This is a genomic window from Bartonella heixiaziensis, from assembly GCF_046245125.2.
Lineage (GTDB): Bacteria > Pseudomonadota > Alphaproteobacteria > Rhizobiales > Rhizobiaceae > Bartonella > Bartonella heixiaziensis.
Map to the genome: position 1 here is coordinate 1,105,280 of NZ_CP176404.1, position 11,849 is coordinate 1,117,128.

At 40.2% G+C, this 11,849-nt stretch carries 12 protein-coding genes; 1 reads left to right on the plus strand and 11 read right to left on the minus strand.

The genetic code is table 11. The features are described 5' to 3' along the window. Nucleotides 1-648: 648 nt before the first annotated feature. Together ACKC4Y_RS04875 and ACKC4Y_RS04880 are read right to left on the minus strand one after the other, a co-directional pair. A complete protein-coding gene (locus ACKC4Y_RS04875) occupies nucleotides 649-1,383 on the minus strand; it encodes a pyridoxine 5'-phosphate synthase (protein WP_409360704.1) in 735 nt (244 codons plus the stop codon). An 81-nt stretch (nucleotides 1,384-1,464) separates the two neighbouring features. Further along, nucleotides 1,465-2,586, minus strand: a complete 1,122-nt coding sequence (locus ACKC4Y_RS04880) for an ATP-dependent DNA helicase (RefSeq protein WP_409360705.1) — start codon at nucleotides 2,584-2,586, stop codon at nucleotides 1,465-1,467. 1,048 nt (nucleotides 2,587-3,634) lie between these two features. Here ACKC4Y_RS04880 and ACKC4Y_RS04885 point away from each other — a divergent pair. Next, nucleotides 3,635-3,901, plus strand: coding sequence for a hypothetical protein (locus ACKC4Y_RS04885; RefSeq protein WP_375626552.1), 267 nt, complete (start codon nucleotides 3,635-3,637; stop codon nucleotides 3,899-3,901). A gap of 59 nt (nucleotides 3,902-3,960) precedes the next feature. Here ACKC4Y_RS04885 and ACKC4Y_RS04890 read toward each other — a convergent pair whose 3' ends face one another. From ACKC4Y_RS04890 to ACKC4Y_RS04930, 9 genes are all read right to left on the minus strand, one after another. Continuing rightward, nucleotides 3,961-4,335 (minus strand): XRE family transcriptional regulator, encoded by a 375-nt coding sequence (locus ACKC4Y_RS04890; protein ID WP_409360706.1) that lies wholly within the window; start codon nucleotides 4,333-4,335, stop codon nucleotides 3,961-3,963. A gap of 64 nt (nucleotides 4,336-4,399) precedes the next feature. Then, entirely contained in the window at nucleotides 4,400-5,185 is a 786-nt protein-coding gene (locus tag ACKC4Y_RS04895; protein WP_409360707.1) for a DNA adenine methylase, read from the minus strand. A 26-nt stretch (nucleotides 5,186-5,211) separates the two neighbouring features. Further along, nucleotides 5,212-5,442: a hypothetical protein gene (locus tag ACKC4Y_RS04900; protein WP_409360708.1), complete on the minus strand. Its 231-nt coding sequence runs from the start codon at nucleotides 5,440-5,442 to the stop codon at nucleotides 5,212-5,214. Between the two features lie 116 nt (nucleotides 5,443-5,558). Next, nucleotides 5,559-5,786, minus strand: a complete 228-nt coding sequence (locus ACKC4Y_RS04905; protein ID WP_409360709.1) for a hypothetical protein — start codon at nucleotides 5,784-5,786, stop codon at nucleotides 5,559-5,561. Further along, nucleotides 5,783-6,445 (minus strand): lysozyme, encoded by a 663-nt coding sequence (locus ACKC4Y_RS04910; RefSeq protein ID WP_409360710.1) that lies wholly within the window; start codon nucleotides 6,443-6,445, stop codon nucleotides 5,783-5,785. The genes ACKC4Y_RS04905 and ACKC4Y_RS04910 overlap by 4 nt, the downstream gene beginning before the upstream one ends. Before the next feature lie 64 nt (nucleotides 6,446-6,509). Then, the gene (locus ACKC4Y_RS04915; RefSeq protein WP_409360711.1) at nucleotides 6,510-6,839 is read right to left on the minus strand and encodes a hypothetical protein; all 330 of its coding nucleotides are present in this window, start codon (nucleotides 6,837-6,839) and stop codon (nucleotides 6,510-6,512) included. A gap of 11 nt (nucleotides 6,840-6,850) precedes the next feature. Then, complete coding sequence (locus ACKC4Y_RS04920; RefSeq protein ID WP_409360712.1) at nucleotides 6,851-10,465, minus strand: phage major tropism determinant; 3,615 nt, start codon at nucleotides 10,463-10,465, stop codon at nucleotides 6,851-6,853. Between the two features lie 21 nt (nucleotides 10,466-10,486). Beyond that, a complete protein-coding gene (locus ACKC4Y_RS04925) occupies nucleotides 10,487-10,720 on the minus strand; it encodes a hypothetical protein (protein WP_409360713.1) in 234 nt (77 codons plus the stop codon). Between the two features lie 12 nt (nucleotides 10,721-10,732). Beyond that, nucleotides 10,733-11,842, minus strand: a complete 1,110-nt coding sequence (locus tag ACKC4Y_RS04930) for a phage tail protein (RefSeq protein WP_409362149.1) — start codon at nucleotides 11,840-11,842, stop codon at nucleotides 10,733-10,735. Nucleotides 11,843-11,849 lie beyond the last annotated feature (7 nt).

Sequence of the window (11,849 nt, forward strand, 5' to 3'; positions counted from 1 at the left end):
ACTTCGCACACTATGAATAACCACATCATTATTCATAAAAACACGACATCTGAATAATCTCTAAAGTTTAAATCTTCTACACAAAAAATATGATCCCAAACTTCCCCAAAATATCCAGATCAAAAATAGACTTCAACCGCTACTCTATAAAACGAAGCATTATGAAAAACAACGTTTCCGAAGAAAAATACACGCTCTAAAATTCTACTCTTTTTCGCATGATAAGCTCTTGTATTCTTGAAATTAAGATACACCATACGCCCCTTCAGCATGAACTAAATTAAAGTGGATAGCAAGAAAAATTATAAAATGAGCAGTGTATTTCTATACACTCTAGCGTAAAAATTTAACTTCACATTTCTGACTATAAAAAACAGCACTCATACAAAGTTCTATATAATTTTTTGATAAAAATAATATTTGTAAAATCTTGTTTTTATCTCTCCTTTAAAGATCACGTAGGAAGATTTTAACTAAAAAAATCTATCCTAATCGAGAGTATGAAGATAAAAACAGTTAATGCGCTAAAAAAATATAGTGGGCCATAAATCAATATATCGCCAACAGAGCAGTGTTATTTATTTCATCATGTACAAAATTAATAGAGCCTTATAAGACATCATCCGCAAAATTGAATAAAGAAAAAAGTTAACACAACAACCGGACAAAACGTTGAACAGTCTCATGCATTCCATATTCTAATGCATCAGCAATAAGCCCATGGCCAATAGAAACTTCATCAAGCCAAGGAATACGATTGACAAGAGCAGTAAGATTAGCAATCGTCAAATCATGACCTGCATTGATACCTAATTGCAGTTCTTTGGCTTTTTTTGCTGCTAAAACAAGTTTATTGAGCTCTTGATCCTGTTTTATCTTATCCTGAAATGCCCCCCCATAAGGCCCAGTATAAAATTCCACACGATCAGCACCAATCGCTTTAGCAATATCAAGACCCTCTACAAGAGGATTAGCAAATAACGACACACGAATTTTTCTTTCTTTCAAACGCTGAACAACGGGTGCCAAAAATTCCGCATCATAAGCAAAATTCCAACCATGATCAGAAGTTGACTGCGCTGGATCATCAGGAACAAGAGTAATCTGATCAGCATACTTTTCTGCTATATCCAAAAATGTATCACTTGGATAACCTTCAATATTAAACTCAGCCATAGGAAAAGAACTGTTAATTAAACGATGTATGTCCGGCAAATCAGAAAAACGAATATGTCGTTCGTCCGGCCGTGGATGAACCGTTAAACCTGCTGCTCCAGCTGTAAGCGCTATACACCCCATATCTTTGATACTTGGCCATGGAAGATTACGCCGATTGCGCAAAACAGCAATAGCATTGAGATTAACCGAAAGTTTTACTGCCATGCACACTCCTATTTTTGTCTATAACTCTTAAAGAAAGAAAAAAGATACATTCACCAGTATAATCCTAAAAAATAAAATTTTTTATCGAACAATTATGAGACGCTTTGCTGCACGGGTAATTCCCGTATAAAGCCAGCGCGCATGCATGTCACGAAATGCAAAACTTTCATCAAATAAAACCACATTGTCCCATTGAGACCCTTGCGCTTTATGAACAGTTAATGCATAGCCATAATCAAAGTCATCATACCTTTTTTTTAAGTGCCATGAAACCTCATTCTCAGGACTCTCAAATGCTGCTTTTAAAAGCTTAATCTTCACCACTCCACGTTCACTCTCTTCTGGCTTAACGAGAAGATTAACACCCGGTTTAACTGTTTCCTTCTGCGAAGTCATCACCTTCCATAAAGAGCCATTCAACAAACCTTTAGCGGGATCATTGCGCAAGCACACAAGCTTGTCTCCTACTTGTGGGTAATCTGCTGTAAATCCTTTTAACACACGCAAACGCTGATTATAAAGGTAGCGTGTACGATTAACCCCTACCAAAAGCTGATCAGCCTCTAAAACCAATTGTTGATTGACCTCTTTACGTGTAACAATGCGCGCTTCTCCATAGTCACCATAAGCAATATCGCGTCCTTCACGCACATCCATAGCAAGACGTATAATCGGATTATCCCGCGCTTGCCGATGAATTTCTGAAAGAAGAAAATCTGGTTCTCCATTAGAAAAAAATCCTCCACCTGATATAGGAGGCAATTGACCTGGATCACCAAGAACAAGAATTGGCGTCCGGAAGCTCATTAAATCACGCGCCAATTTTTCATCTACCATTGAACATTCATCAACAATAATGAGCTTAGCTTGTGCAGCCGCACTCCTCCGATTTAATGCAAATGTCGGTGCAATAGACTTCTTTCCCGTAACTTCATCGGAAACTTCTTCTTCCCCACGCGGACAATAAATCAACGAATGAATAGTACAAGCATTACTGGCACCTTTAGAGCGCAAAACCTGTGCCGCTTTGCCTGTAAAAGCAGCAAACTGAACAGAACCATCAACTGTTTCAGCAAAATAGCGTGCCAGCGTTGTCTTACCCGTCCCCGCATAGCCAAAGAGGCGAAAAAGTGGAGAACGGCCCTCTTTCAACCACGCAGCAACAGCCTTCAATGCATTATCCTGTTCCGGTGAAAATTGCATGGCTTACCAACATAAGATTTGCATAAAAAGAGTAGTATTTTGAAAAAAACCAACTATCAAGAAAAACTTTTTTATTAAGAATTGCTGACACACGCCCATCTAACAACTTTCATAGCACAATTATCAATTATTTACCCATTGCTTTTTCAAGATATTGTAACAATCTAAATTTTATCTATACATCGATCTTCTTGGTAACACCTTATGCTTATCAAATAAAATATCATTTTTTACAACAGTAACACCAACAATGGAATATGCATGTCTTAAATTTAAAATAACACCTATATACGCTTTTTCTAACCAAAATTTAGAATGAGAAAAAGAGCATTGCAATTGCAAAACCCTCGCTAGAAAAAATGTCCTTAACAGGATAAAAATAATGTAATTTTATGAATACTATTTTACACAATCACTCAGCTTTCTTGCACATAAAAATAAAGTACATCCACTATTACGAAATAATAATTAAATATATCAAAAACCTTTTGGCAGAAATAGAAATAGCTCTCAAAAAAACTACTTAATCCTATGATGATACACCTATATATTTCCTATCTCCCTCTTATCATGATTTTAATAAATTTACTCTTCATGCTACAAATAAGTTATATCTCAACGAATAAAGAGAGACATCACGCTTATATGAAGCACGCTTTATCTCGCACAAATATGTAGCGTTTATGTAGCGTTTTCTGTTTCGACAATAAAATCTGGTTCGTAAGTATGGCCTTCTTGGTAGTCTATTATAAGAAAACTGGGACATGGGTTTCAGTCCAGCGTAGCACTTCAGGTCCGTCCTCTAGAATATGAGAAAAGCGCAATTCTCCATCTACTGAGTCAAACTTTTTGTCGCAATGTTTTAAAGTTTATAAAAACTAACTGATTAATGCTATTCTTATTGCTAGAAACAACAATGAAATCAAGGGGTATAATTTGTTAATAGGCTTGGCGTTATGTCAAAATATCAGCGATGAGATTGCTTTTTGGTTGTTTTAGAAATGAAATAATGAGCTCAAATATTGATGAATGAAACGGGAGATTTAAATTGAAAATATTAATTCCAGATGACTATCAAAAAGCCACCCTAACATTACAGTCTATTACAAAATTAATGAAATCGCATGAAGTGCTTGTTATAAATAATTTAGCTAAAGAATGTGATTTAGAAGATAAGCTCAAAGAGATAGATATTCTTATCTTAATCAGAGAGCGGACCATGGTTGATAGAAATCTTCTCCTGAAACTGCCAAATTTAAAATTAATCTGCCAAACAGGAGTAACAAACTTTATTTTGATCTATATAATCAATTGATCTTTATAATCTTTTTTAAGGTGAGGGATACATAGATAAAAGTTAGGGAATAGGATTTTCTAACATTTCTCTATAAAGCACGCTTCGCACAATATTTCTAATGCTTCTTTGAAGTCTGCTAACGCTTCCTGATGTAAGCCATCTAAAAGTCTCATAAACGCAACAACAGTTTCACGTTGCAACGGAGTAGAAGGCGTTATTATGATGCTTTTTCGACAAGAATAGGCTTCTTTTTTTAAGAGAGAAGCCATAGCTTTATCTAAACCATAAAGCTCTATGATCTTTTCCTCCAGTCCTACAGGAACAGACTTTTTGCCAATTTCTACAGATGATAAAAATCCTACAGATATATCTAATTTTTTAGCCATATCTAAGAGGCGTTCGGAGTGATCAACCCGAAGTTTCCGTAAAATTTTACCAAAAGGTGTAACCATATAAAAAGTCCTATTAGAGAAGAAATATTTCTTCTGATTCTAACAAATCTTTTTATGATTTTCCTCAATTATTGCGAATCAAGAGTTCTTTTCGGGGAAGTTTTTTAGCAAAACCAGAGGTCCAAATGGTCTCTACTTCTAAAAAATCAAAATCCCTAAAGATCTCTCGAACCGCATCACAATCATTCAGACTCAAGACAAATTTGCCTTGGATGCCTTTGAGAACTTTTGCCATACTCACAAAATCATCTTCAACAAAATTCCCAGAGCTGTAACACTTCTTCTTTACAAGATAAGGCGGGTCTAGGTAAAACAAGCTATCTGGAGCATCAAAAAGTTCGACAACACGCTCCCACGATAAATTTAAGATCGTCGTATCAAGAAGCTTTTGCCTTACACGCCACATCCTTGCTAAAAGCTTATCGGGATTAAATACTGTAGGCCTTTTTCTTCCAAAGCTAAAAGAAACATAATCTTTTTTTCCATACATCACACAACGTTGGAGAAACAAAAAACGTGCGGCTCTTTCAACCTTGGAGAGGCTCTCTGGTTCAATAGAAGCAAGTTCAAAAAACAACTGTCTCGAACAAACAAACCACTCCAGCCGTTTGGCTAATTCATCAAAGTTATTTTGAACACATTGAAATAGGTTCGTGATCTCTCCATTCAAATCATTAATGATTGAATATTTCGCTGGTCGTTTGTTCAGGAAAATAACACCTGAACCTAAAAATGGTTCAACATAGGTTTGATGGTTAATATTATTTAAAATCGGTATAATTTTCTTACGCAGATAGTGTTTACCACCCATCCACGCAAACAGTGTTTGTGTAAATTCTTGTGTCATCATATTTTAAAGAAAAGATTTTTAGTGCACTAACTTTTGATTATCCACTTTTTGAGGTGTGAGAAGATATTGTCTAGTGCGTCCATAATGCGGGCGAAATCGATAATAAACATAAAGACAATGAATGCTAACCACTTCATGAAGCATGACATCATCTTCAAACCTTGGTAGGTCTCAATCATCTCGTGAAGCAGCTGTTGTTCTTTTTCCGTGAGATCTTTATCTTTGTTGCTTCGTTTCTTGACCATCTTTCCAACCACATAAATGTGCTCCCTGTTTGTTATGCTTCAAAATATCTCTTGCAAGGTTGGAACTGATGACCGCAACATCCTTATTATCCAAATAAATTGGCAACCAACCATCACAAGAAACAGACCTATTTGCCGCGCACCCAACGAGAAAGTTCAGTGCGCACACCAGCATCACTTTTTTGATTAACTTCATTTTCTACCTCAAGCCGCGTTGTTGCTGTCTTTAAAGCATTCTCTGTTTGCTTTTGCCGTTCGCTTTGCTTGCCAAGGTGAAACGCCTTGGCTAAAGCCATAAAAAAAACGGCTAAAGCCGCTGTAAACATAAGAGAATATTTCTTTAGCCAAAAAATCATAAGCGTTGCTCCCGAAAACGCTTGACTACAATCACAACCCCTACACATGCCGCTAAAACCATGATGCCCGCTAATGCCCATTGCACCGGACCATTGCCCGCTAACAAGCCTCCTAGACCTGAACAGGAACCTATAATCGGGGCGAGCGCTTCTATTTTAAGAAGTCCGGTTGCCGCTTTCGTTTCAACGCATTGATAGTTAGAAGAAACATAAGCCCCTTTTGCCCATAATCCCGCTTCTGCTGCTCGACGGTTGGCTAAACCAGCAAGAGGCTTCCCACCCACCTTATTCCATTTCTGTAATTCAACAGGAACGGCTTCATAATCGCCTTGATTAAGCTTCTTCAATAATGTTGACTTGCGAAAAGCAGCTGTTCCTACGTTATAGCAAAACGAGACCAATGCCGCGAATTGGCAATCCGTTAATGAAACACGCACCGATTCCTCTACCGTCTTCTCAAATTGCTTTAAGTCTTCACAAAGGATTTCTTCTGCTTGCTCTTGTGTGATACACATGCCTTTTTTGACGAGGGGGTGACCCGCATTGCTGGTGTGTCCATAACCAATCGTCCAAACACATGCCGTATCTCTATAAGCCTCTAAATGTAAACCTTCCCATTGTTTGATAAGTTCTAATCCTTCTTTCGATATCTTTCTCATCTGACGCTCCATAAAAAAAAGCCCCACAAAAGTGAGGCTGGATAAAAATGTTTTTTTATGATCTCTATTGACTATGCTCTTTGATCAGTTGCTCGACTTCTTCAACACGAAAGCCAAGTTGAAAAAGCGGCGCATATTCGCTTTCCTGTAATTCATATTGAGTGCGCTTTGCTACAAAATCACCATTTGAATCAAGCGGCATGGTTGTTGTTAGACAAACCTTATGCCTCTCATCTTCAATCCCCTCTTCTCCCTCTCCAAGCTCTTTAACAAAGATCCAATAAAAACGCATTGCTAAAAGCTGCTCTAACCTTCTTACCGTTTCAACCTTGTCAAATTCAAGCATATTCAGATAATCTTGCTTCGTATTTAAATGCTCTGGATAATCTATCATCTCCTCCCCCTCTAAACAAAACACCGTGGTTGGCTACAGCCTCGAGCTCCTAGTTTTTCATCAGAAGACGTACGAGAATACAAACCATTACGAAAAAACAGACCGCTATTCGTATCGTCCTGCCAAGTTCCTCCACCTACCAAAACATTTATCTCTGTCTTAAAACTTGACCACAATGTTGAACTGGACTGTATTTGCATTGCAAAAGCTCCAGATAAAAATTGACAAAGATATCCGCAACCATCTTCACAACCGATATGTGAGATCATACGACGATTTGCTGTATCAACGTGACCTCCTGAAGTCTTCGGAGAGGGGGGGGTCTTACCTTTAAGACTTGTTTTGTCATTACTTCCATACATCGCAGAGACAAATTCCTCATCATTCAATAAGGACTTCTTAACACGCTGCATATCTGATACATGATCAATATACGTACGGTTCGTCGTGATAGGAACACCATACGCCGAGCGCGTATTTTCACCAGTGCCTGACTGAAGATAAATATCAACCCAAAGATCTTGTGATGGATCGTAGACCATTCCTTCAGGTGAACTATGTGGGCGGTGATTCAAACACCAAACAGAGTTCGGCAATATATCTCCTGCTTGATAACCGGATAACGGATGACCATCAATCGTACCAACATCTGCACAAAGCGTATGAAAGCCTCCTATTTTAACAGAACTATTTGCTGTATAACCATCAGGATAAGTCGCATTATCTGAAAAAATAGCTTTTATTTGATCATTATCAGCGACAAGATAAAGGTAATAATCTTTCCCTGCTTCAAGATCTATTGGTATGCTCTTTTCACTATCTTCAGAAACTGGATACATGCGAAGATTTTCATCATCATCTTTTCCATTATGCGAAAATTGAAATATCGTTCCTTTCTTAACCGTTATTCCTTTTCTTTGAGAAGCTACAAGAAATGGGGAAAACCGCGCAACGACGCTTAAGTTCATCAGTTTCAAAGCATTGTAAAGATACGTAACGCCATTTTCAAGGTGGTCAATCTTTGCACTTGTCTCAGAAAAATTAAACGAAATAAGCGATTTATTCGCTTCTTCAGCAATCGTTTTGGCTTCATCGGCTACCGTCTTCGCCTGCTCTGCTGTTTCTTTTGCTTTTTCCGCTGTAGATTTTGCATTATTAGCTACATCCTTCGCTGCACTCGCTTCATCGCTCGCTTCATCCGCTTCTGTTCGCGCCGTTCCTGCTGTCTTCTTTGCTTCTTCTGCCGCACTCTCTGCTAAACTCGCCTTAACCTTTGCTCCATCCGCTGCTTCTTTCGCTTCACCTGCTTTATTCATGGCTTCATAAGCTATGCTTTCTGCCTTTTCCGCCTTACTCCGTGCTTGATCCGCCTCATGTTTTGCAAAACCCGCTGTTTGTTTTGCTTCTTTCGAAGTTTCTTTGGCTTCTTCCGCTTCTTCTTCTAAAGATGCTGCTTTTTTATCTGCTGTTTCTGCTGCCTTCTTCGCCTCTTCTGCTATATATTTAGCACTATTGGCTACGTCCTTCGCTTTATCTACTTCATCCTTCGCTTCATACGCTCGTGAATTGGCTGCAGCTGCTGTTTTCTTTGCTTCTTCTGCCGCACTCTCTGCTAAATTTGCCTTGACCTTTGCTCCATCCGCTACTTGCTTCGCATCCTCAGCTTTATTCGAAGCTTGGTAGGCTATATTCTCCGCACTTTGTGCTTTGTTGCGCGCTTGCTCCGCCTCATGTTTTGCAAAGCCCGCTGTTTGTTTTGTTTCTTTCGAAACTTCTTTGGCTTCATTCGCCTCTGTTCGCGCCGTTCCTGCTAACTTTTTTGCCTCATCTGCTACACGTTGCGCAGATTCTGCTATAAGTTTCGCATTATTAGCTACATCCTTCGCTGCACTCGCTTCATCGCTCGCTTCATCCGCTTCTGTTCGCGCCGTTCCTGCTGTCTTCTTTGCTTCTTCTGCCACACTCTCTGCTAAACTCGCCTTAACCTTTGCTCCATCCGCTGCTTCTTTCGCTTCACCTGCTTTATTCATGGCTTCATAAGCTATGCTTTCTGCCTTTTCCGCCTTACTCCGTGCTTGATCCGCCTCATGTTTTGCAAAACCCGCTGTCTGTTTTGCTTCTTTCGAAGTTTCTTTGGCTTCTTCCACTAGGTTTTTTACAACTTCATCACCAGAATGCATCGCTTGTTTATCAACACTCGCCGCCTGTTCTGCTGCTGCTTTCGCTTCATTAGCTACTCTTGTGGCTGCTGCTGCATCCTCTTGCGCTTGTTGCGCCGTTGCTGTCGCTGTCTCTGACGCCTTTTTTGTCTCTTGCGCCATAGTCTTTGCTTCAGAAGCTGTGATTGTCGCATCATCCGCCTTCTTTTCGGCTCTTGCGGCTTTCTCTTCTGCTGTTTCTGCTGTGCTCTTAGCTTCTTGCGAAAGCACATGGGCATCCTCTGCTTTATTTTTCGCTTCCACCGCTGTGTCTTTTGCTCTATCCGCTAACTGCCTTGCATTATTCGCTAACGTTTCTGCCGTTTCTGCTGTCGTCTTAACTTCTTCAACCAATTGTTTGGCTTCACCAGCTTTAGTCTTGGCTTGTGTAGCAACGGTTTCTACTGTTAAAGTCTTCTGTTCTACTCCTTCTGCTGTCCTTTTGGCTGCCTCAGCTGTATTCTTGACATGTTCAACCGATTGTTTAAGGCCATTGACATCTGTCAACGCTCTCAATGCCGTTTCTTTTGCATCACCGGCTACCGAAGATGCTGTCTCAGCTGTCGTTTTAGCTTCCTTCGCTGTCGTGAGGGCTTGACCACTACTCGCTGTCGCTGTTTCTGAAGCACTCTTAACCTCACCTATCACCTGCTTGGCATCATCAAAAGCACTCTTGGTTTGTTCGGAAAGTGTTTTTGCATCCTCTGCTGTTGCCTTGGCTTCTCTTGCTTCTGTCAAAGCTGTTTCTACTGTATTTTGAACTTGTGTCACTATTTGAGAGCTTTCCGTGACTGCTGTCGTCACTCTATCGGCTGCATCTTTAGTGTCCTCCGCAAAACTCTTGGCTTCTCGTGCTAACTTCTCGGCCGCTTCTGACTTCATCTTGGCCGCTTCTGAGGAGGCTTTCGATTCCTCTGCTGTTGTCTTGGCGGCATTGGCTGCTGTCGTAGCAGATTCAGATAACTTCTTGGCTTCTCCTGCTATTTGCTTGGCTTCTTCAGAACCACTCTTCGCTTCAGATGCCGTTTCATGCGCATTATTTGCTGTGCTCTCTGCACTATCCGCTTTGCTTTTTGCTTCACTCGCTTTGGTGAGAGCCTCTTCTGCCGTTTCATGCGATTCATTCGCTGTAGAAACCGCACTCCTCGCGGCATTGGACGCTGCCTCTGCTAAATCCTTGGCATCATCTGCTACTCTTTTCGCAGCATCAGCAGTTTGCTTCGCACCATTGGCTAGTCCAATTGCTCGTTCAGAAGATTGTTGTGCATGCACGCCTTGTTCTGCTGTCGCAAAAGCCTCATAAGCATAAAGAGACGCTGTTCCTAATAATTTTGGGACAACGACAACATCCTGTGAAGTCCCCTCTAGCATTTCTTCTTTTGTTGCTACAGGTAATAAATATTCATGTGTGTGATTTGGTATCCCCATTTCTTTCATCCTCACATCAGTTCAGAGCAATTCATCAAATGAACACTCTTTCAGTTCCTCAACATCATCCCTTAAAGTTTGTAATTGAGTTTCTAAAGCCTCAAATGAACCATCAAGCTCTGACTTCAAAGACGCCTTCAACAAATCTAAAATCCCATTAAGCGGCGCATGCACAAAACATTCCCCTGAATACAAAACGACCCGTATTTGGGACGGGTCGCTAAGCTCTGATATCGCAAATGGTTTCGATAACATCACATTTCCTCCTCATGTCTTTATCCCATAAACAACACTCACATTGATCGGACGCGTTTCCTCACCTCCAAAACTATCCATCATGATAGTATGATCATGATCGCCCAAATCTTCTCCTGCACGTTTGGGAATCGTATAAACCCTAATAGCGTGTCCATATCTGAGGAAAAATCGGTGGTGCGTGTTTATAACAGAGGGGATGACTTGCGGTTGTGTAATTTTGTCAAATTCCATATTACACATCTTTAAGGCATCGCCACTCAAACCCAAACATTCCTCATCAATAATACTCCTCTTACTCCTCTTAAGCGGATTATTAACAGAAGAGAGATCACGCCTACTCCTAGAGGAGATTTCTGCTGGAGAAACAACACCAAGACCATGTTCATGATCTCTCAAAGAACACTCTTGTGTGCTTGCAAAACTTCGTTCACCTTCAACAAAACCTGAATAATCAAAGCCACGCAAAAACATGCCCCGTAAATCAGGAACATTAAACGTCGTTTCATCGTCCCCGCTGCCCCATATTGTGCCTATCATTGCAAACAAATCGCGATACAGACTCCGTGAATAGGCTTGCCCATCACACAAAAGCCAACCATCCGGCAATGTTTCCATTGCAAACATCCCTATAAAACCAGTAGGTAAATGCGTAAAGGGACTCTTTTCTCTTATCGTAGGATTAAGAAGCTGCCATCCTGAAATCTCTTCATCATACACCAACGTATAGATGTGCCCGTTTTGTATCTCACCACCAATAAGAGGCGAAATGCCTGTTTCTGTCGCCTTGTAAACCGCTTTACTTTGTTGACCATTGAGAGAAACCGTCGTCGCGCCAATATTCCAACCATTCGACTTAAAACGCAAAACTAAATCATTCCTATAAGTAGAAAAATGCCATTGCCCTTGTAAGCGAATTTCTGTCTGTTGGCGCTCAAAGTTAACAAAAACAATACTTTTAATCACTCCTCCCCTATCCGATAAATACTCTCTTATCCTTTGCATCATTACACGTGCACTGTTATTCACTGTATGAGGCGCCTGTCCCTCTGACCAATTAATCAAATCATCCGCACCTGCATTCTCTGATGCCGTCAATGACCAATCATAAATGTCCGACATCATCACC

Bases quoted from the DNA above. Each gene is read 5' to 3' on its own strand.
- ACKC4Y_RS04920 (WP_409360712.1), bottom strand. From the start codon at position 10,465: ATGGGGATACCAAATCACACACATGAATATTTATTACCTGTAGCAACA.
- ACKC4Y_RS04915 (WP_409360711.1), bottom strand. From the start codon at position 6,839: ATGATAGATTATCCAGAGCATTTAAATACGAAGCAAGATTATCTGAAT.
- ACKC4Y_RS04875 (WP_409360704.1), bottom strand. From the start codon at position 1,383: ATGGCAGTAAAACTTTCGGTTAATCTCAATGCTATTGCTGTTTTGCGC.
- ACKC4Y_RS04930 (WP_409362149.1), bottom strand. From the start codon at position 11,842: ATGTCGGACATTTATGATTGGTCATTGACGGCATCAGAGAATGCAGGT.
- ACKC4Y_RS04905 (WP_409360709.1), bottom strand. From the start codon at position 5,786: ATGATTTTTTGGCTAAAGAAATATTCTCTTATGTTTACAGCGGCTTTA.
- ACKC4Y_RS04880 (WP_409360705.1), bottom strand. From the start codon at position 2,586: ATGCAATTTTCACCGGAACAGGATAATGCATTGAAGGCTGTTGCTGCG.
- ACKC4Y_RS04910 (WP_409360710.1), bottom strand. From the start codon at position 6,445: ATGAGAAAGATATCGAAAGAAGGATTAGAACTTATCAAACAATGGGAA.
- ACKC4Y_RS04890 (WP_409360706.1), bottom strand. From the start codon at position 4,335: ATGGTTACACCTTTTGGTAAAATTTTACGGAAACTTCGGGTTGATCAC.
- ACKC4Y_RS04925 (WP_409360713.1), bottom strand. From the start codon at position 10,720: ATGTTATCGAAACCATTTGCGATATCAGAGCTTAGCGACCCGTCCCAA.
- ACKC4Y_RS04895 (WP_409360707.1), bottom strand. From the start codon at position 5,185: ATGATGACACAAGAATTTACACAAACACTGTTTGCGTGGATGGGTGGT.